Raw genomic sequence first — 20,684 nt, forward strand, 5'->3', positions numbered from 1 at the left:
AGTATTCAGTCGCAGTTAGCAATTGTTTTTATTGAAGAGTTAACCACAAAGTTGAACGAAGTAGACACAGAGTTTCACAAAGGAAAGTTCAGTGTTTCTGATACAATTTTTCAATTTGTCAGTTTCGCAATTTTTCAATTCATCTATCTCCCTCAATTTTAGATTCAATCTGCATCAATCTTTGTAACTAGCAACACAGAAAAACTGCTTCGGCAAACTTTTGCGGTTGTTCGGCGTGTAACCAGTGTCCGGCATCAGGAATATCAACAATTCGGGCTTCCGGATAAATTTCTTTTATCAGTTCTTTATCCTCGTCCTGAATGTATTTTGAAAGCAAGCCACGAATAAAAATTACCGGATAAGCGGTTATAGGAATTCGATCGTCGAGCCAGTGGATATTTACGCCACCAACTATTTCTTCAAGATAATCGTACAAAACCTCGTGGTTAACGCGCCATTGAAACTGTTTGGTTTTCTTATTTTTCTCAACGTTCTTCAACAAAAACATTCTGATGCGTTCATCATCGATTTTTTCTGCCAGAAAATCATCTACATCGTTGCGCGATTTTACCATCGAGAAATCAATGTCCTGCATGGCCAGCAGAATATTTTGGTGCAGGTAAAATTGTCCTTCTTGTTTTAGTTGCAGGTAGTCTTTTGGAGCAATGTCGGCAATTACAAGCTTTTCAACCTTTTCAGGATAATCGGCAGCAAACCACATGGCTGTTTTTCCGCCCATGCTGTGTCCCAGTATTGTAGCTTTTTCGATGTTGTGCTTTTCAAAAAACTCCGCCAGATCATCGCGCATGTCGTTGTAGGTATGCGATTCTGCAAATCCCGATCGCCCGTGATTTCGCTGGTCGATCATATAAACCGTATGCTTTTCTGCCAGGCGCTTGGATATGGTCATCCAGTTATCCGACGATCCGTAAAGTCCATGTATAATTACCAGTGGCGATCCACTACCTGTTTTTCTGTAATATAAATCCATAGTGTGTTAACTTGTGCACTTGCCGTTTTGTTCTATTTATTGCTTGTGGAAAAAACTCAATGATTTCTATCTCTTTGATAAGAAAGCGTCAAAGGCAAGGCTTTCGAAGGTTTGAAAATTAGGGAGTTTACTTTCGTAATCGACCGGTTTCAAACCGAGAGTAACGCAGCATTTGGCGTTTTCTTACAAAGATTATTTTAGGCAATCGAGGTATTTCTGAATGGTGTTTTCCAATCCTAAATAGAGTGCATCGGCAATAAGCGCATGCCCGATTGAAACTTCTTTAAGATTCGGAATTTTATGGTACATGTAATTCAGATTTTCCAAACTTAAATCGTGACCAGCATTTACATCGATACCCAAATTTGCCGCCATTTTAGCTGCTGCAACAAATGGTTCAATTGCTTTTACATGATCAATGGGGTAAAGCGTTGCATAAGGTTCGGTGTACAATTCAATACGATCTGTTTTAATCTCGGCAGCACCTTCAACCGCTTTTTCATCCGGATCGACAAAAATAGACGTGCGAATACCGGCTTCGTGCAATCGTGCAATCACATCTTTCAGAAAACCAAGATGTTTCCATGTGTCCCAACCGTGATCGCTGGTTAATTGAGCATCGGTATCCGGCACCAAAGTTACCTGATCGGCCTGCACTTCAATAACCATTTTTAAGAAATCTTCATTGGGGTAACCTTCAATGTTAAATTCGGTGGTTATCAGTGGTTTTATCTCATAAACATCTTTGCGTGTAATGTGTCGTTCATCGGGGCGTGGATGGATGGTAATCCCCTGAGCTCCAAATTTTTGACAATTAATAGTGGCATCCTTAACACTGGGCACTTTGCCGCCACGAGAGTTTCGCAGTGTTGCAATTTTATTTATATTTACACTAAGTCTGGTCATAACTAAAAATTTAAAAACGCAAGTTACTATTTTCAGGCTGAACGATTAACATTAAACAGTAAAGTTTTGTTGGCAGATAAACTAATATCAGATGTAATTCCGTCGGTGAGCAGTTCCGAAACAGGGCGTAAAGCGCTGAGTCATATGGATGTTTACCGTGTTTCGCATATCCCGGTGGTTGACGATGCCAAATACCTGGGACTTGTTTCCGATAAATTGATTTACGATCTGAATCTGGTAGAAACCCCGCTTTCAACAGCAGTCGACAAGTTAAATACTACGCATGCGCACCGCGATCAGCATATTTTCGAGCTGGCAATTGTAATGTACAAACTAAAAATTAGCGTGCTGCCGGTGCTCGATGAGGATCATTATTATCTGGGAGCAATTACCTTGTACGATTTGGCACGACGATTTGCCAGCCTGTTCTCGTTGCAGGAAGTTGGTGGTGTGCTGGTTATTGAAATGAATGTGAGCGATTATTCGGTTTCACAGATCAGTCAGATTGTGGAAAGTAATGATGTAAAAATACTCAGCTTCTTTATCGATCGTAAACCCGGGGCGAATGTTTTGGATGTGATTTTAAAACTCGACTCGGAAGAATTGTCCGGAGTTGTTCAGGCACTGATGCGTTATGATTATAATGTAAAAGCCATTTATCAGGATCGGTCGATGTTGAATGATCTGTACCAGGATCGTTTCGACCAGTTTATGAAATTTATGAATATTTAAATCCATTCGAATAGTGAAAGTTGCAGTATTTGGCACACTGGTTTCCGATGATTTTGTTCCTGTTTTGCAGGAATTTTTTGGCTTTTTGCGCGCTAAAAATATCGAAGTACAATTATACAAACCTTTTTATTCTCACCTAGTTGAAGAGTTGAACAGCTCAACTTATTATACCTCCTTTTTTCATTCGTATTCTGATTTTGATCCCGACAACGACTTTATTTTTAGTGTTGGGGGCGACGGAACATTTCTGCAGTCAGTACTGAATATCCGTAATTTCGATATCCCGGTAATTGGATTGAACGGTGGTCGTTTGGGATTTCTGGCGGATATTTCGGAAGACCAGGTACATTATGCACTCGATAGTATTTTTAGCAAGAATTATAAAATTGTTGAGCGCTCGATGCTGGAGATAGAATTCTCGAACCAGGAAAATCTCGATTTTAACTTTGCATTGAATGAAATGACGGTGCTGAAAACCGACAACTCATCGATGTTAAATGTTACGGCACGGGTTAACGGCGAGTTTCTGAATAACTACTGGGCCGATGGTTTAATCATTGCCACTCCAACAGGATCGACAGCTTATTCGTTAAGCGTTGGTGGCCCTATTTTAACACCCAACTCGGCCAACTTTGTAATTACACCGCTGGCACCGCACAACCTCACTATTCGGCCAATTGTTGTGCCCGACACCTCCGAAATTGAACTAACTGTTGAAGGCCGTGGAACCAACTACCTCACTTCGCTTGATTCGCGCTCGTTTGCTGTTGAGTTTTCTACAAAAATAAAAGTGAAAAAAGCCGGGTTTAAACTCAAAACTCTGCAACTACCGGAGCAGCCATTTTTTAATACCTTACGTAGTAAGCTAATGTGGGGAATGGACCGCAGAAACTACAATTCATAGGGCTACTTAACAATTTTTAATCTTTGTTTCGGTTTTATAATAACAAAGGAGCATGTTATTTTTAGAATTATATTACTTTTGTAGCTTTTGAAAGCAAAAGATAAAACGTTTTTATACGTTTAAGTTCATTGATATTCAGTTTGTTATGAGATTGGTTTTTGTTCTGCGATTTGTGTGTTTTTGTAGCTTTTTAAGCTGAGAAAAAACAAGCTTGAAACCGACAGCGATCATTTCATTTCAAAATGAAGAAAGTGATAAAATAACATGTCTGAAACCTTTGTTAAATAAACGAAATTGAATACCAAGATGAAGAAATTACTATTGGTGTTTGTTACAGTTTTGCTGACTGTTTCAGTACATGCACAAAAAACAGCTGACATCGGAATCTGGGGAGGTACATTAACATCGGTACATGGCGACATGGATGATGACACCCCGTTTCAATCGTTCAATTTAAATTTTGGAGCTTATTTCAGGTATAATTTTAATGCCCGCGTAGGCATGCGTGCCATGTTCCTTACCGGTACATTTGCCAGCGAAGGAACAGTGGAAACTGCGCCATGGGAGTTCGATAAATCGGTTCAGGATTTATCCTTGCAGGCAGAAATTAATTACCTGAGGTATATTTTAGGTAAAAAGAAGATTCGGTTTAGTCCGTATGTAACTTTCGGAATTGGAGTCGCTTATTTTCCCTACACTTTTACATCGGGGCGATTGGCCACAGATCCGTTAGGACCTGCAGGAATTTTAGGATTCAATCCTGACCACCCGGAACTGGAATACGATCCGGCAACAGGAAATCCGATTATAGTGGACTACGAAGAATCAGTAACAACACTTACCATTCCGTTTGGAATGGGTTTTAAATATACCATTGGCGATCGTTTGGGAGTAGGAGTAGAATACCAGATGCGCAAATATATGAGCGATCAATTGGATGATTTGGATGATCCGCTGGCACATGTAAATGGTTTTGGCGAAACCATCACGTATAACGATGGTTCGCATAATAACGACTGGGCAGGATATTTGGGGGTACATCTCACATATATGATTTTTATAGGCAAAAAGGCTTGTCCGGCCTACGATGCTAAAAATTGGTGATGAAAACAGTTGACAAATTAGATAGCAATAATATACCAAAACATATTGCCATTATTATGGATGGCAATGGAAGGTGGGCCGCTCAACATGGCAAACCCCGCGTTATGGGACACGAAAACGGCGTTGAGTCGGTTCGTTCCGTAGTTGAGGGAGCCGGCGAAATTGGCGTAAAACACCTTACTCTTTATGCATTTTCCACCGAAAACTGGGACCGCCCAAAAGAAGAAGTTGAAGCACTAATGGCACTTTTAGTACATGCCATTGAAGCCGAAACAACAGAGCTGAACAAAAACAATGTTCGGCTGAGTGTTATCGGTTGTGTGCACGAAATGCCCGAAAATGTGCAGGCAAAACTTCAGGGATGTGTTGATGCATTAAAAGATAATACCGGGTTAAACCTGGTGTTGGCCTTAAGTTACAGCGGACGCTGGGATGTGCTTAATGCCGTAAAAAATCTGGCCAACGATTTGGCCCAAAACAAGATTACACAAGAAAAAATAAATAACGAACTGTTCCAAAATTATTTGTCTACCTCAGAATTGCCCGATCCGGAGCTGATGATAAGAACCAGCGGCGAATATCGGATTAGCAACTTTTTGTTGTGGCAAATAGCTTACTCTGAATTGTATTTTACGAATAAATTGTGGCCTGATTTTAGAAAGGACGATTTATTTGAAGCCATTATTGATTATCAGAACAGAGAGAGAAGATTTGGAAAAACAAGTGAACAGTTAACGAGCTAATTTTATGACTAGAATCAAAAGACCATTAGTCGCCTTTTTATTCCTTTTTGTAGCGTTTGTACCACAGCTATTTGCACAAGAAGCCGACAGTACAAACTTTTCAATCTACTATTCAAGCGCACGCAAGTATACAATTGCCGATGTGCAGGTTTCAGGAATCCGTTATCTGGATAAAAATGTACTTATCCAGCTGTCGGGTTTAAAAGTAGGCGATGAAATAATGGTACCGGGAGATGCAATAACGCTGGCGATAAAAAAACTTTGGCAACAGGGCCTGTTTTCGGATGTGAAAATACAGGCGACCAAAATTGTCGGAAGCCAGATTTGGATAGATATTTATTTGCAGGAGCGGCCTCGCTTGGGAGACGTAAACTTTTATGGTGTTTCAAAATCTGAAAAAGACGATATCACTGAAAAAGTTCTGCTTCTAAAAGGAAGTCAGATTACCGATCACCAGGTAAACAGCGCCGAACGAACAATTATGAACCTCTTCCACGGAAAAGGTTTCCTTAACACCGAGGTTAACATTGTTCAGCGCGACGATACCACTCAAAACAATAGTGTTATCCTGGATATTTACGTCGACAAAAAAGAAAAGGTAAAGGTTAATAATATCGACATTATTGGCAACGAAGCACTTTCGGATGTTACGCTTGAACGCGCCATGAAAAAGACAAACGAAAAGTCGTTGCGAAATTTCTTTAAAACCAAAAAATTCCTTCAGGAAGAATACGATAAAGATCAGGCGAACCTTATCGATAAATACAACGAAAAGGGTTACCGCGATGCAATTATCGTACAAGATTCGGTTTATCAGGTAGAAGTTGGTAGAAAAGATAAACCCCGGGTTAACATCGATATTGACGTTGAAGAGGGCGATAAATACTACTTTGGCGATATTCGCTGGGTAGGAAACACGGTTTATCCTTCCGATTACCTCGATTTGCGTTTGGGAATCAAAAAAGGAGACGTATTTAACCAAAAAATATTGGATAAACGCCTGTTCGACAACGAAGAAGGTTTGAACAACGTTTATCTCGACAGAGGATACTTATTCTTTAACCTTGATCCGGTTGAGGTTAACATCAACGGAGATACCATTAATTACGAAATGCGTATTTACGAAGGTAAGCAGGCAACAATTAACGAAGTGCGTATTGTGGGTAACACCAAAACGCACGAGCACGTTGCCCGACGAGAGTTACGTACTTATCCCGGCGATCTTTTCAGTAAAACATTGCTGATGCGTTCGTACAGGGAATTGGCCCAGCTCGGACACTTCGATCCGGAATCAATTAACCCTGATGTTCAGCCACACCCTGAAGAAGGAACTGTGGATATTGAATACCAGCTTCAGGAAAAAGCAAACGACCAGATTGAACTTTCAGGTGGTTGGGGAGCCGGTATGTTTGTTGGATCGGTAGGTTTGAAATTTGCCAACTTCTCGGTTCGTAACATTTTTAATAAAGAAGCCTGGAGACCGCTGCCAACCGGTGATGGTCAGACACTGAGTTTGCGTTACCAAACAAGTGGTAAGTATTACCGTACCATTAGTTTGTCGTTTATCGAGCCATGGTTAGGTGGTAAAAAACCTAATTCATTCTCGGTATCGTTATCGCACTCGCGAATTAACTACAGTGCCAACCGATATACACAACGTTATAATCCTTACGGTTATGGTAGCAGCTATGGTTATTCTCCTTATGGTTACGGCGGTTATGGCGGTGGCTATGGTTACTCTCCTTATGGTTCAGGTTATTCGCCATACGGATACGGAGGTTACAATTCTTATCCGCAATACCAGTATAACTACGATTCGGAAAATACAAACGAAGACGACGATCAGATTTGGGAAACCACAGCATTGGCGTTAGGTTACGGATATCGTTTGTCGTGGCCTGATGACTACTTTACCGTTTATCACGAATTGTCGTTAGAGCATTATAACCTGCAAAACATGGGAAGTATGTTCTATTTTATGGCAGACGAAAACGGTCAGGTGAACGGAACATTTAACAACCTTAGTTTTAAAACAGTTTTCGGACGTAGTTCGGTTGATAACCCATTGTATTCACGTAGAGGTTCTAATCTTTCGCTGGCTTTAAAAATTACTCCACCATACTCGTGGTTTAACGACAAAAACTATTCGGATGAAAGTATTTCGAATGAAGAGCGGTACAAATGGATTGAATACCATAAATGGTTATTGAAAGGGCAGTGGTTTACACCGCTTACCAACCCGGGAGGAGAACATACACTGGTGTTAAAAACAGCACTGGAAATGGGATTCCTTGGCTATTTCGATTCAGGTCGTAAATCACCTTTCGAAGGATTTATTGTTGGTGGTTCAGGTATGTCAGGTTATAATATGTATGGTAACGATTACATCTCGCTGCGGGGTTATAAAGACTACAGTTTGAGTCCGAGAAACGGTTCGAATATGTATTCTAAATTTACCACAGAACTTCGTTTCCCGATTACTTTGAAACCAAGTGCAACCATTTACGCGCTGGCATTTGCTGAAGCAGGTAACGCCGGAATCAGTTTCCAGAATTACGTACCGTTTAAGTTGCACCGATCAGCCGGTGTAGGTGTACGTATCTTCCTGCCAATGTTCGGGTTAATGGGTATCGACTGGGGTTATGGATTTGACGATGTACCGGGTGTTCCCGATGCTGCAGGTAGCCAGTTCCACTTCGTAATTGGTCAGCAATTCTAGTAGAAAATAGCTTTGGCATAAAATATGATAGACAAAAACCAGTTTAACTAAAAAAGAATTTGCCATGAAGAAAATTATTTTATCAATTGCAGTAATATTTTCAGTAACATTATTTGCAAGCGCTCAGAAATACGCTTTCATTGATTCTGAGTACATTATGGAAAACATTCCATCGTTTAACGCTGCGCAGGAGCAACTAAATCAGTTGTCGTCGCAATACCAAAAAGAACTGGAATCGATGCATGCTGAGATCGAGCAAATGTATCAGGATTTTCAGGCCGAAAGCGTGCTCTTGTCTGAAGACATGAAACGCAAACGCGAAGATGTGATTATTACCAAAGAAAAAGATTATAAAACTTTGCAACGTAAGTATTTTGGGCCAAGTGGCGACCTGTTCAAGAAACGTCAGGGATTGATCAAACCTATTCAGGACGACATCTTTAACGCTGTTCAGGAAATAGCTACCGATGGTAGTTATGCTGTGATTTTTGATAAGGCCGGCGACGCTACTTTATTCTATACCAATCCACGTTACGATCTCAGCGACGAAGTACTGAGAAAACTGGGGTATAAATAGATCAATAGTTCGCTTTTAAAATAGAATGATTCGACCTAAACGAGCATGGAGTAAGATACGTCTTTAATTATTGTCGTAAACCATGCGAGTTACATACGATACAAAAGAAAATAAACCATTTTAATCGTATGAAATCAATTGTTCATTTTAACTATTAATTGGTATTAAATACTATATTTGCAAGCAAAAATTAAGACCACATTGATTATGAGAAATTTAATGAAATTAATGGCAGTGCTAATGTTCACTGTAGCATCATATACTGCTGCCAATGCGCAATCTTTAAAATTCGGTCACATCGACCTACAGGCGTTGGTTCAGGTTATGCCGGAAAGAACTGCTGCTGAAGCCGAGTTTAATACTTTCCAGGGTGAATTGGAAGAAATTCTTGGTGAAATGCAAAAAGACTACCAGGCAAAACTAGGCGAATTTGAAGCCATGGGAGAAGAGGTTTCTGAAATTAAAAGAAACGCAAAGATTGCCGAAATTCAGGATGTACAACAACGCATTCAGAATTACCAGGTTACTGCACAACAGCAGGTACAACAAAAACAAGCTGAGCTTTTAGGACCTGTTTTCGATAAAGCAGAAGAGGCCATTGAAGCAGTAGCTAAAGAACAAGGTCTGATTTATGTTTTCGACTCAGGTGCAGGAAACAGAACTATTCTTTACAAGTCGAACCAAAGTGTTGACGTATTACCATTGGTAAAAGCTAAATTGGGTATTCAGTAAGAAACCTAATTACTACAATATTAAAAGCCGCTTATCGAAAGATAAGCGGTTTTTTTGTGCCCAAAACCGAACACAACTATTGCCCCCGATTACCGGATCAAAACGGCAGGAATTTCAAGGAATATTTACTCTCTGGTAAATAATTGTAAGAAAACTGTCATGTTATGTTGGTATCTGATAGTAATATCTTCCGAATTCAGGTAAATTATTAGTAAAGTTAAGCTCACTTTTTACCTCCATCATCTTTTTTAATAATTCTTTAATGAATGTTAATTTGCGACAACGATGTTTTATGTCGTTGAAAATAAGCCATCTGTGAGCGTAGTAGATTCTCAATCTGAAAATTCAGTATTTCCTAATTCCCATAAAACCAGTGCATTGATATATAATTATGACGAATGTTATAAAAAATGCCCTACTCATCAGCTAGTATTGTGATTAGATAGAAAAGTGTCAGCCAAGAGGTAAAAATGATGTCAAAAAGATTTCAGAATGAGCACTTGGCAGATCTTAAGTTTAAAAGTGTTGAATTTTATTGCGAACTTAAAATAATTTACTTCTATGAAAAAAATTACGCTAATTTTTACGTATCTGTTATTCATGGTTGGCCTTGTTCAGGCGCAAACCAGCATAATAACAGGTACCGTAACGTCCGAAGAGGACGGAATGGGTATACCCGGAGCTTCTATCTCCGTTAAAGGTACTACCAATGGAACGATTTCCGATGTTGATGGAAATTACTCGTTAAAAGTTCCCGATGATGCAGTTGCATTGGTTTTTTCGTTTGTGGGTATGCAAACACTCGAAGTTGAAATTGCAGGACGCTCAGTTGTTGATGCTGCAATGAAGAGTGAAAACATTGCTGTTGACGAAGTAGTGGTTACTGCATTGGGTATTTCGCGCGAAAAGAAAGCACTGGGTTATGCGGTGCAGGAAGTTTCGGGCGAGGAACTAACAAAAGCAAAAGACCCTAACATTGTTAACTCACTGTCGGGAAAAATTGCAGGTGTACAGGTAACAAGTGCTACCGGTGCAATTGGTGGTTCTTCTCGTATTACCATTCGTGGTAACAGCTCGTTTAGCAACAACCAGCCAATGTTTGTGGTAGACGGTGTACCAATTAGTAACTACGGTTCTTCGGTATCGCAGTGGGGTGGTGTCGACTTTGGTAACGGTGCTTCTGATATTGCTCCGGAAAACATCGAATCGATCACTGTGCTGAAAGGTGCAAACGCGGCTGCATTATATGGTATGAACGCTGCCAACGGTGTGGTGCTTATTACCACTAAAAAAGCGGATAAAAACAAAGGCTTCCAGGTACAGTTAAATTCAAGTGTTACGTTTAGCGACGCTTACATTATTCCTAACTACCAGGATAAATATGGTCAGGGATATTCGGCTTCTGAATATTACTTCAACAATTCAGGAATTGATATGAGTTACCAGGACTGGTCGGATACTTACGGATTTAAGTATGTTGACGGTAATGGCGGCGGTGTTTACGATTTTATGGATGAATCGTGGGGACCACGTTTGGATATTGGCTTGCAACTGTCGCAGTTCACCAGCCCGGTTGTTGATGGTGAATACCAGAAAACTCCCTGGATTTCGCATCCTGATAACGTAAAAGACTTTTTCGAAACAGGAGTAACTGTTGATAACAGTTTGTCAATTCAGGGAGCTTCTGATAAAGGAAGTACTCGTTTGTTCTTGTCTCGTCAGGATATTACAGGAACTATTCCTAACACTGACATGGACCGTTCAACCGCAAGTTTAAGCGGTTCTATTACTGCTGCTAAACGTTTAACAGCACAGGGTTCGGTTACTTATACGCAAACAAAATCGGATAACGTTCCGAGCCAGGGATATACTGCAAACAACCCAATGCAGTCGATTGGTGGATGGTTTGGTCGCCAGGTAGACATGGCTGCTTTGAAAGAAAACTGGAATACTTACAACATGCATGGTAATCCTTACAACTGGAATACCAACTACCATAACAACCCTTACTGGACGGTGAATAAAAACACCAACAGTTTGCAAAAAGACCGTATTTACGGTAACATGACTCTGGATTACGAATTAGCCCCTTGGTTAAGCGTAATGGGTCGTTTAGGTGTTGATTGGTTCCATCTGTTTACAAAACAAGTTGCTGCCGATGGATCGAACGGTGTTCAGGCCGGTGGTGAATTCACTCAGGCGCAAACATTCCAGCACGAGTTAAATGCTGACTTGATCTTTAGTTTCAACAAACAAATTACCAGCGACTTTGGTGTAAACGGTACTGTTGGTGCTAACTACCGCGATTACAACCGTCACTACTCACGCTTCTCAGCAAGCTCGTTAACTGTGCCGGATTTGTATACCATTGGTAACGTAAACGGAAATCCAAGTGTATCGCAGTTCGACAGTGAATTGCAGTCGAACTCGGTGTTCGGTTCGGTTTCATTCGATTATAAAAAATGGTTGTACCTTGATTTAACCGGTCGTAACGACTGGAGTTCAACACTTCCTGCTGATAGCTGGTCGTTCTTCTACCCATCGGCAACAATGAGCTGGTTGCTTACTGAATCGCTGCCAATTAAATCAGACATCCTTTCGTTTGCAAAAATCCGTGCTAGTTGGGCACAGGTAGGTGCTGCAACAAATCCTTACCAGTTGTCGATGACTTATGTATCAAACGATCCGTACAACGGAACAACTCCTTTCCGCTTGCCGGTAACACTTCCTCCAACAGGTTTGAAACCGGAGAAAGTTGAGTCGATGGAGATTGGTACTGAGCTTCGTTTCTTCAATAACAGATTGGGAATTAACGCTACGTACTACGATAAAATTACCAAAGACCAGATTATGCAGGTTGACATCAGTGATGCATCGGGTTACGATGCAGTAATGATTAACGCCGGTGAAATTGAAAACAAAGGTGTTGAGCTGGAACTGATTGGTCAGATCCTAAAATCGAAAAAAGGATTGAACTGGGAGATGACAGTTAACTGGGCGAAAAACAAAAACACGGTTAATGAATTGTATGCCGACCTTACAAAATACCAAATTGGTGCCTCTTGGGGAGCTGTTACTATTGAAGCAATTCCTGGTGAGACATTTGGTGTAATTAAAGCTTACTCGTACAACAGAAACGATAACGGAGATATTGTTGTAGCCTCTAACGGTTTGCCAACTCCGGGATCTGCTCCTGAGATCGTAGGTAACGTAATGCCAGATTGGATTGGTGGTGTAAACAACTCATTCACCTGGAGAAACTTCAACGCCAGCTTCCTGGTTGATATGCGTATGGGAGGCGACATTTTCTCTGTAACTGATTGGTTTGGTGGTATGTCGGGTGTTAGTGAAGAAACTGCACAAATGGCTTCTCGTCCGGGTGCCGAAGGATACAATATTCGCGAAGTAGGTGTTGTTGTTGGACAAGATGTATTGAAAGACGAAACCGTGGTTAAAGGCGACGGAAGCACTAACGACATTGTAGTTTCAGCACAAGATTACTACGAAAGATACTGGGGTATTGAGAAAACCGGTATTATCGACGGTAGCTTTGTTAAACTTCGTGAAGTAACTTTTGGTTACACACTTCCATCAAGTTTGCTCGACAGAGTTGGTTTCATAAAAAGTGCTAATATCTCGTTTGTTGGTCGTAACATGGCTATTCTGTGGACACACAAATCAAACGATATTGGTATCGATCCTGAAACAGCTTTCGGTACAACCGAATCGGGTATGGGTATTGAGCAATACCAGCTTCCTGCAACCCGTAACTTAGGATTCAAATTGAGTGTTACATTTTAATTCTGTTCACTATTAAAACTGAAACATCATGTTAAAATTTAAAAATATAAGATTTAGTATCGTGCTGTTGCTTATTGCGGCAATGGTATCGTGTACCGGTGATTACGAAGATATTAACACCGACCCGAATAATCCTACCACTGTGCCGGCAACCAACATTATGGCATATGTATTGAATAACTTTACATCGAATACGTTTAGCCTTTCAGCAATTGGCGCCGGAACGCTGGGATATTCAAACCAGGTAGGTAAAATCCAGTATCCTGAGGAGTCGATCTACGAATTCAGGGAAGGAACTTTTAACTCGTATTTCGCAACTGTTTACCGCAATCAGCAAAACCTGAAACAGGTAATTACTCAATCAGAAGAAGCCGGTAACGTAAATATGGTTGCTGCAGCAACTACTTACAGTGCCTATATCTGGTTAGTTGCTACCGATATGTGGAGAGATATTCCATTCACCAATGCTTTAGGTGCCGAAGAAGGTGTTTTATCGCCTGCTTACCAAACTCAGGAAGAGATTTACCCTGCGGTTATGGCAATGTTAGAAGATGCAAATACAATGTTTAACCAGGGGAATGGTGATGCGCTGGGTAGCGGCGACGTATTGTTTGGTGGCGACACCGGATTATGGCAGAAATTTGCAAACAGCTTACGTTTGCGTATGGCTTGTCGTTTAATGGATGCTGATGCAGCAACTGCAAAAAGCGTTATTGAGCAGATCATTGGTAATCCATCAACTTACCCTGTAATTGCATCAAACGATGAGAATGCTTATTTCTATTGGTCGGGTGCCGACCCATATTACGAGCCATTTTACTCGAACAAAGAAGTTAGCGCTCGTGACGACCACGGTGTGGCTGATGTTATGATCGATCAGTTAATTGCGTTTAGCGATCCTCGTTTGCCGGTTTACGCTAAACCTGCTCAAAGCGATGGCGAATATCGTGGTGTAATTGTTGGTGCCGAGCTTGGTAGTTTTAGCATGAGCGATATTTCACGTATGGGAGTTCGCTTCCGCGAAGATGCTGCCGGATTTTCTCCATATATGAACTTTGCCGAAGTAAACTTTATTGTAGCTGAAGCAGCAGCCAGAGGATACAGCGTTGGAACAACTGCCGAAGAAGCCTACGAGGCCGGTATTACTGCTTCGTTGGAAGAAAACGGAATTGCTACAGCTGACATCGAAGCATATTTGGCACAAGACGAAATCGCTTATGGCGATGATATGGATCAGATTTATATCCAAAAATGGATCTCGCTGTTTAAAAATGGTCAGGAAGCATGGGCTGAAACCAGAAGAACTGATGTTCCTTTGTTGGCCGCAGCTCCGGATGCATTCTACATCGGACACAGCCGTCCACCATTCAGACAACCATATCCAACAAACGAGTACAACTTAAATACCGAAAACATTACACCTTTCTGGGATCAGGTTGAAGATCGTATGTGGGGTCAAAAAATGTACTGGGACGTTCGCACAGGTGTTAATTAACACCATTTTCATATGAATAAATTTTAGTAAAAGGGATGCACTGCAAAGTGTGTCCCTTTTCTGTTGCTATAAATGGCCGAAAGACGATGGTTTTCTGAGAATTGGATACGTATACCGGGCCGCGTTGCGCTAAATGAATTCCACAACAATGCAGTCAGCAGTGTGTAGCGCACGTTAAGTCATGTTCCGAAATGCTGTTTTTTATTTTAAAACATATTGGATTGATAATAGATAAAAACTATATTTATTGATCTCAAATATACCGTACATACGGTCGTTTCGGTAAAAACGGAAAGCAATAAGAACCAGAGATCTAACGAAAATAAACATATGAAAGCAGCGAAGATTAATAAGGAGAATGAACAGCAGGGACATATTGATAAGCCTGCATTATTTGAAATAGCATGGGAGGTTTGTAACCAGGTAGGAGGTATTTATACGGTAATTCGCTCGAAAGTGCCGACCGCGATAAAAAAATGGGGGCATGAAAAATATTTTCTTATCGGGCCTTATTTTGCTGAGCAAGCCGCTGCACATTTTGATCCTGCAACAGATTTCTCGAGTCCAATCGGTAAAGCCGTGTTGGAAATGCAATCGCGCGGATTCGAAGTTTATTACGGTCAGTGGATCGTTTCGGGAAGACCAAATGTGGTGCTGTTTAATCCTTATTCGGTGTACGATAAATTAGACGAAATTCGATATTACCTTTTTAAAGATTACAATATATCAGTTCCTGAGGGAGATGAATTACTGGATAAAGTGGCAGCTTTCGGATTTCAGGTAAAAGAGTTTTTCCATTACCTCTGCGGAACGGGAGTTTGCGATTCGAATATAATCGCGCATTTTCACGAATGGATGGCCGGTATTCCAATTCCCGGAATCAGGAAGTCGAACCTGAATATTAAAACGGTTTTTACAACGCATGCAACTTTGTTGGGCAGGTACCTGGCCATGAACGATCATGAGTTTTACAGTCACCTTCCGTTTTATAACTGGGAAGAAGAAGCCAGAAAGTTTAATGTGCTGCCGATTGCTCAAATTGAAAGGGCTTCGGCACATGGAGCTCATGTATTCACTACGGTAAGTGAAGTTACAGCGCAAGAGTGTACGCATTTACTGGGGCGGACACCGGACCTGCTTCTGCCAAACGGTTTGAATATCGAACGTTTTGAAGCCATTCACGAAGTTCAGAATCAACACGTACAGATTAAGAAGAAGATTCACGAATTTGTAATGGGGCACTTTTTCCAGAGTTATTCTTTCGATCTCGATAAAACACTTTATTTCTTCACCTCAGGCCGATACGAATATCAGAATAAAGGTTACGATTTAACGCTCGAAGCACTGGCTCGCTTAAACTGGAAAATGCAGCAAGCCGGCACCGATATGACTGTGGTTTCGTTCTTCATAACCAAACGCCCTTTTTATTCTTTTAATCCTGAAGTTTTGCAATCGAAAGCTCAGATTGAAGATGTAGGTCGTGTTGTGGAAGAAATTAAAGAGCAGGTGGGGAACAGGTTGTACAACGAAATAACAAGAATAACAGGCCCTTATGAGTTTCCTGATTTAAGGGAATTGGTTGATGATTACCTGCGATTGAAATTACGTAGGAATGTACAAAGTTGGAAAACACAAAATTTACCCAAAGTAGTTACACACCAGCTGGTTGACGATGCAAAAGATGAAATACTGAATTTCCTGCGTACATCGAACCTCGTGAATAACCGACACGATAAAGTTAAAATTGTATATCACCCCGATTTTATTTCTACAACTAACCCGTTGTTTAAAATGGATTACACGCAATTTGTGCGCGGTTGTCACCTCGGAATTTTCCCGAGTATGTACGAACCATGGGGATATACGCCGCTTGAGTGTTTAGCCAGTGGTTTGCCTTCGGTAACAAGTAATTTGGCCGGATTTGGCGACTATGTGGAGAACAATGTTCCGGATCATGATGAAAAGGGAATGTATATTATCGACCGTACTGATGGTAATTTTAACCGCGCTGCCGAAGAACTGGCAAATATGTTGTTTGAGTTTGTTAATCTTTCACGACGCGACAGGATTGCATTACGTTATAAATGTGAGGAGGCGTCGATGCATTTCGACTGGTCGAATCTTGGAAAATATTACAAACAATCCTACGATTTATCATTAGAACGATAAAAGCTTAATTTTTATGAAATCCTCTCCAATTGGAGTTTTTGATTCCGGGTATGGCGGCTTAACCGTTTTGAAGGAACTGATAAAATCGATGCCCGAATACGACTTCTTATACCTTGGCGACAATGCCCGAACACCATACGGTACCCGGTCGTTCGATGTGGTTTACGATTACACGTTGCAAGCTGTAAAATATCTGTTTTCACAAGGATGTCCGCTGGTTATTATTGCGTGTAATACAGCCTCGGCAAAAGCTTTGCGCAATATTCAAATGTTGGATTTGCCGCATCTGGCTCCCGATAATCGGGTACTTGGGGTGATCCGGCCAAGTGTAGAGAAAGTATCAGAAATTACACAGAATGGCCACATTGGTGTTTTGGGAACTGTTGGAACCGTGGCGTCGGAATCGTATCCTATAGAACTGGAAAAATGGTCGGAAGGTCATGTGAAATCAACTGTTCAGGAAGCTTGCCCGATGTGGGTGCCGCTGGTGGAAAATAACGAAATGGATAATCCGGGTGCCGATTATTTCGTAAAGAAAAATATCGAATCCGTATTTCAGAAAGATAAATCATTGGATACACTTATTTTGGGGTGTACACATTATCCTTTGTTGATCGATTTGATTAAAAAATACGTCCCCGAGAATGTAAATATTCTAACTCAGGGCGCAATTGTTGCCGAAAAACTGGTTGATTATCTGCAACGCCATCCCGAAATGGAACAACGACTAACCAAAGGTAGTAATTTGGAATATCAGACGACTGAATCGGCTGCAACTTTCGAAAGTAAAGCTGCATTGTTTATGGGCAGCGAGGTGAACGCAAAAACGGTTCACCTCTAAATGAAGTCTCGTATTTTCTTTTACGTCATTCCGAACTTGTTTCGGAATCTCTATTCTAATTTATAGATGCTGAATCCGTCAGCTGACGGACAGCATGACGTAATGAAGTAGCTGTTTTGAATAAACAAGAGTATATTCTAATTCTGTAATTCCGTTACAAACGATTTTACAAAGCTGTCCATTTCTGCAAACTGCTCTTCCATGCTTTGTAATAACTTGTACTGCGCGCGTGCACGGACCAAATTATGCTCGGGCGATTTTGTTTTGTAGTAATTATCTCCGTCAATATAATCCATCAGGAAACGCAGAACCTGTTCATAAGTAATGTATCGAGCCGAAAATGCCAGATATTCAATTTCTTTTGGGCTTAAGAATGAGGCTGTTTCTTCCAAATAACCTTTGGCAAAAGCTTTATAAATTTCCAAGTCCATCGAGACATTGTCGAGGTTTTCGTCGTCTTCCAAACCGGTGTTGGTGTAAAAACGCATGGCATCGCCAAAGTCGTTTAATACGGTGCTACTGAGTACGGTGTCCAAATCGATCACACAAAGTACTTCGCCCTTTTTATCGAAAAGAATGTTGTTTATTTTGGTGTCGTTATGGCTGATGCGTGTTGGAATTTCTCCGTTTTCCACCAGTTCCCAAAATGCCAGCATTTCCGTTTTTCGACTTTCAATCCACGAAATTTCTTCGCTCACTTTTTCTTTTCTGCCAACCGGATCCTTTGCCAGCACTTCGTCCCACTGTTTAAAACGGTAACGGATATCGTGAAAACCGGGAAGAATATTTACAAGCGGCTCTTTTAAATCGGCCACCAGCGACTGGAATTTTCCAATTCCTTTACCACCGGCATACGCCAGTTCCGGAGTTTCTGCAGCTTCGTATGCAATGGTGTCTTCTATAAAAAGACAAACGGCCCAGTATTCCTCTTCATCATCAAGAAAATAGAGCTTTTCGTCCTTGGCCGGAATGATGGTCATTGCCTCGCGCAAGGGATCGCCACCGGCATCAACAACTTTCTTTTTAATGTGCGTGCAAACTATTTGAATATTCTCCATCATCGCGGGGATGGGAGAGAAGATGTTTTTGTTTTTGCGCTGTAAAATATATCGGGGGCCACTGTTTTTAGTCGTAATTATAAAGGTGTCGTTTATAAAACCTTCGCCCAGTGGTTTTACATTTTCTATTTCGCCCTCTATTTGAAAGTTGTGTGCAATATTTTTTAGATCCGTCATGTTTGTATGCTGTCGTTAGAAAAACGAAGTCGGAAAATTCTCGTTTCCGACTTCGTTTTATATTATATAATTACTACCAAAGTTTCTCCGGGTAAACACCTTCTTTAATTAAGGCGTTAATTTTATTCACCACAATTGGTTTGTCCTCTTTATAAGTTACGCCAAACCATGGCGAGTTGGCTTCCAGTACTTTTACTTCCACCTCGTTATCCTCGATCATTTCGAAAACCACCGATGGAATGTACATTTCCGATTTTGGTTTGTCGATTTCCGTTTCGAGAAACGTTACAAATTTGCTTTCCAGTGTTTTGAAAATCGAGGGGTGAAAACCCCAGAAGTTCATCGATGCTTTTTCGTTTCCGGTTAATGGAATTTCTGTCCCTTCTTCCGGGATGGATACGGCAGCATCTTCTTTTTTGAATATTTTGTGGGTTTCAACAATCTTTACCAGGTTGTCGTTTTCGTTCACAGTGCAAATGCCCCGTGAAACTGATCCGTGTTCCGACAGCGTGTTTTTAAGTTGGTAACCGATCATCGAAAAAGTTTGTTCCTGCACCGCATTGTTCAGGAAGTCGGCCATAATTTGGTAGGCTCCCTGTCCGTAAAAGTCGTCGGCGTTGATGGCGCAAAACGGCTCGTTAATTACATCTTTGGCAACCAAAATGGCATGTGCTGTTCCCCATGGCTTTTCGCGACCTTCCGGCAGTGTAAATCCTTCCGGCAGGTTATCCAGCTCCTGAAAAACGTATTCCACATCTATTTTCCCATTAAGTTTAGCTTCAAATTTTTCTTTAAAAGCATCGGCAAAACTTTCGCGAATTACAAAAACTACTTTGCCAAATCCGGCACGAATGGCGTCGAAAATAGTGTAGTCGATAATTGCTTCTCCGTTTGGGCCAACAGGTTCAACTTGTTTAAGGCCTCCAAAACGACTTCCCATTCCGGCAGCCAGTATGAGTAAGGTTGGTTTCATTATTCTAATTTTTGGTTTTTAAATCTCTTTTGTTCGTACTTCTTTCTCTCAACTTCCGACTTTATTTGTACCAGCTTGAATACATGTGGTAAGCATTTGCAATTCGCTCCACCTCGCCGTGCAACAGTTCCGGACTGATATCTTTTACTTTTTTGGCCGGAACCCCTGCATAAACACTGCCTGATTCAACACGGGTATTTTTGGTAACCACCGAACCGGCAGCAACAATCGAATTGCTTTCAATAATTGCATTGTCGAGAACAACCGCGTTCATGCCAATCATTACATTGTCTTTAATGGTACAACCATGAACGATGGCACCATGCGCAATAGTTACGTTGTTGCCAATATTGGTAGGGCTTTTTTGGTAAGTTGCGTGTATGGTTGCATTGTCCTGCACGTTGGTGTTATTACCTATTTTAATGGAATGCACATCGCCACGAATTACAGCGCTGTACCAAATACTACAGTTGTCACCTATTTCTACATCGCCTATAAGTGTTGCTGTTTCAGCCAGAAAGCAGTCTTTTCCTACTTTCGGTGTTTTATCTTTTAACTCTTTTATAATAGCCATTATCTGAATTGGTTTTAAATTGATTACAAAAATAAGAAAACCAAAAAACTATCACAGATGTCATCGAAATCTTGTTAAATAATGGTTACATTTGTTTTAAGATTTTTCGATCGACCTTGATGAAAACCGGTTCTGAAATTATGATTTAGTAGTTTTGGAGTCGTTTTTTTTATGAATTATACAGACTT

General features: G+C 40.9%; 16 protein-coding genes. 11 read left to right on the forward strand and 5 right to left on the reverse strand.

The features are described from left to right. Positions 1-187: 187 nt before the first annotated feature. Both QZ576_RS01035 and QZ576_RS01040 read right to left on the reverse strand, forming a co-directional pair. Complete coding sequence (locus tag QZ576_RS01035) at positions 188-991, reverse strand: alpha/beta fold hydrolase (RefSeq protein WP_297093503.1); 804 nt, start codon at positions 989-991, stop codon at positions 188-190. Between the two features lie 192 nt (positions 992-1,183). Further along, positions 1,184-1,897 (reverse strand): pyridoxine 5'-phosphate synthase, encoded by a 714-nt coding sequence (locus tag QZ576_RS01040; protein WP_297093505.1) that lies wholly within the window; start codon positions 1,895-1,897, stop codon positions 1,184-1,186. Between the two features lie 69 nt (positions 1,898-1,966). Between QZ576_RS01040 and QZ576_RS01045 the strand changes: the two genes are divergently transcribed. The 11 genes from QZ576_RS01045 (at position 1,967) to murI (ending at position 17,714) form a co-directional block, all read left to right on the forward strand. Beyond that, complete coding sequence (locus QZ576_RS01045) at positions 1,967-2,629, forward strand: CBS domain-containing protein (RefSeq protein WP_297093507.1); 663 nt, start codon at positions 1,967-1,969, stop codon at positions 2,627-2,629. A 13-nt stretch (positions 2,630-2,642) separates the two neighbouring features. Further along, positions 2,643-3,533 (forward strand): NAD kinase, encoded by an 891-nt coding sequence (locus tag QZ576_RS01050; protein WP_297093509.1) that lies wholly within the window; start codon positions 2,643-2,645, stop codon positions 3,531-3,533. A 306-nt stretch (positions 3,534-3,839) separates the two neighbouring features. Then, the gene (locus tag QZ576_RS01055) at positions 3,840-4,637 is read left to right on the forward strand and encodes a DUF6089 family protein (RefSeq protein WP_297093511.1); all 798 of its coding nucleotides are present in this window, start codon (positions 3,840-3,842) and stop codon (positions 4,635-4,637) included. Next, positions 4,637-5,380 (forward strand): isoprenyl transferase, encoded by a 744-nt coding sequence (locus QZ576_RS01060; protein ID WP_297093513.1) that lies wholly within the window; start codon positions 4,637-4,639, stop codon positions 5,378-5,380. The genes QZ576_RS01055 and QZ576_RS01060 overlap by 1 nt, the downstream gene beginning before the upstream one ends. 4 nt (positions 5,381-5,384) lie before the next feature. Further along, entirely contained in the window at positions 5,385-8,099 is a 2,715-nt protein-coding gene (bamA, locus tag QZ576_RS01065) for an outer membrane protein assembly factor BamA (RefSeq protein WP_297093515.1), read from the forward strand. A 64-nt stretch (positions 8,100-8,163) separates the two neighbouring features. Continuing rightward, a complete protein-coding gene (locus tag QZ576_RS01070) occupies positions 8,164-8,676 on the forward strand; it encodes an OmpH family outer membrane protein (protein WP_297093517.1) in 513 nt (170 codons plus the stop codon). A 207-nt stretch (positions 8,677-8,883) separates the two neighbouring features. Continuing rightward, on the forward strand, positions 8,884-9,408 hold the full coding sequence (locus QZ576_RS01075; RefSeq protein WP_297093519.1) for an OmpH family outer membrane protein: 525 nt from the start codon (positions 8,884-8,886) through the stop codon (positions 9,406-9,408). Positions 9,409-9,969: 561 nt separating this feature from the next. Beyond that, positions 9,970-13,209 (forward strand): SusC/RagA family TonB-linked outer membrane protein, encoded by a 3,240-nt coding sequence (locus QZ576_RS01080; protein WP_297093521.1) that lies wholly within the window; start codon positions 9,970-9,972, stop codon positions 13,207-13,209. Between the two features lie 28 nt (positions 13,210-13,237). After that, positions 13,238-14,704, forward strand: a complete 1,467-nt coding sequence (locus QZ576_RS01085; protein ID WP_297093523.1) for a SusD/RagB family nutrient-binding outer membrane lipoprotein — start codon at positions 13,238-13,240, stop codon at positions 14,702-14,704. 330 nt (positions 14,705-15,034) lie between these two features. After that, on the forward strand, positions 15,035-16,873 hold the full coding sequence (locus QZ576_RS01090) for a glycosyltransferase (protein ID WP_297093525.1): 1,839 nt from the start codon (positions 15,035-15,037) through the stop codon (positions 16,871-16,873). A 13-nt stretch (positions 16,874-16,886) separates the two neighbouring features. Further along, a complete protein-coding gene (gene murI, locus QZ576_RS01095; protein ID WP_297093527.1) occupies positions 16,887-17,714 on the forward strand; it encodes a glutamate racemase in 828 nt (275 codons plus the stop codon). 137 nt (positions 17,715-17,851) lie between these two features. Here the strand turns inward: murI and QZ576_RS01100 are convergent, their stop codons facing one another. The 3 genes from QZ576_RS01100 to QZ576_RS01110 form a co-directional block, all read right to left on the reverse strand. After that, positions 17,852-18,949 (reverse strand): phosphotransferase enzyme family protein, encoded by a 1,098-nt coding sequence (locus QZ576_RS01100; protein WP_297093529.1) that lies wholly within the window; start codon positions 18,947-18,949, stop codon positions 17,852-17,854. Positions 18,950-19,022: 73 nt separating this feature from the next. Next, positions 19,023-19,922, reverse strand: a complete 900-nt coding sequence (locus tag QZ576_RS01105) for a sugar phosphate nucleotidyltransferase (protein WP_297093531.1) — start codon at positions 19,920-19,922, stop codon at positions 19,023-19,025. A gap of 61 nt (positions 19,923-19,983) precedes the next feature. Beyond that, complete coding sequence (locus QZ576_RS01110) at positions 19,984-20,496, reverse strand: gamma carbonic anhydrase family protein (RefSeq protein ID WP_297093533.1); 513 nt, start codon at positions 20,494-20,496, stop codon at positions 19,984-19,986. Positions 20,497-20,684 lie beyond the last annotated feature (188 nt).

The sequence above is a fragment of the uncultured Draconibacterium sp. genome, from assembly GCF_913060805.1.
Classification (GTDB): domain Bacteria; phylum Bacteroidota; class Bacteroidia; order Bacteroidales; family Prolixibacteraceae; genus Draconibacterium.

Bases quoted from the DNA above. Each gene is read 5' to 3' on its own strand.
- bamA (WP_297093515.1), top strand. From the start codon at position 5,385: ATGACTAGAATCAAAAGACCATTAGTCGCCTTTTTATTCCTTTTTGTA.
- QZ576_RS01090 (WP_297093525.1), top strand. From the start codon at position 15,035: ATGAAAGCAGCGAAGATTAATAAGGAGAATGAACAGCAGGGACATATT.
- QZ576_RS01035 (WP_297093503.1), bottom strand. From the start codon at position 991: ATGGATTTATATTACAGAAAAACAGGTAGTGGATCGCCACTGGTAATT.
- QZ576_RS01055 (WP_297093511.1), top strand. From the start codon at position 3,840: ATGAAGAAATTACTATTGGTGTTTGTTACAGTTTTGCTGACTGTTTCA.
- murI (WP_297093527.1), top strand. From the start codon at position 16,887: ATGAAATCCTCTCCAATTGGAGTTTTTGATTCCGGGTATGGCGGCTTA.
- QZ576_RS01060 (WP_297093513.1), top strand. From the start codon at position 4,637: ATGAAAACAGTTGACAAATTAGATAGCAATAATATACCAAAACATATT.
- QZ576_RS01085 (WP_297093523.1), top strand. From the start codon at position 13,238: ATGTTAAAATTTAAAAATATAAGATTTAGTATCGTGCTGTTGCTTATT.
- QZ576_RS01040 (WP_297093505.1), bottom strand. From the start codon at position 1,897: ATGACCAGACTTAGTGTAAATATAAATAAAATTGCAACACTGCGAAAC.
- QZ576_RS01110 (WP_297093533.1), bottom strand. From the start codon at position 20,496: ATGGCTATTATAAAAGAGTTAAAAGATAAAACACCGAAAGTAGGAAAA.
- QZ576_RS01105 (WP_297093531.1), bottom strand. From the start codon at position 19,922: ATGAAACCAACCTTACTCATACTGGCTGCCGGAATGGGAAGTCGTTTT.
- QZ576_RS01080 (WP_297093521.1), top strand. From the start codon at position 9,970: ATGAAAAAAATTACGCTAATTTTTACGTATCTGTTATTCATGGTTGGC.
- QZ576_RS01075 (WP_297093519.1), top strand. From the start codon at position 8,884: ATGAGAAATTTAATGAAATTAATGGCAGTGCTAATGTTCACTGTAGCA.
- QZ576_RS01070 (WP_297093517.1), top strand. From the start codon at position 8,164: ATGAAGAAAATTATTTTATCAATTGCAGTAATATTTTCAGTAACATTA.
- QZ576_RS01100 (WP_297093529.1), bottom strand. From the start codon at position 18,949: ATGACGGATCTAAAAAATATTGCACACAACTTTCAAATAGAGGGCGAA.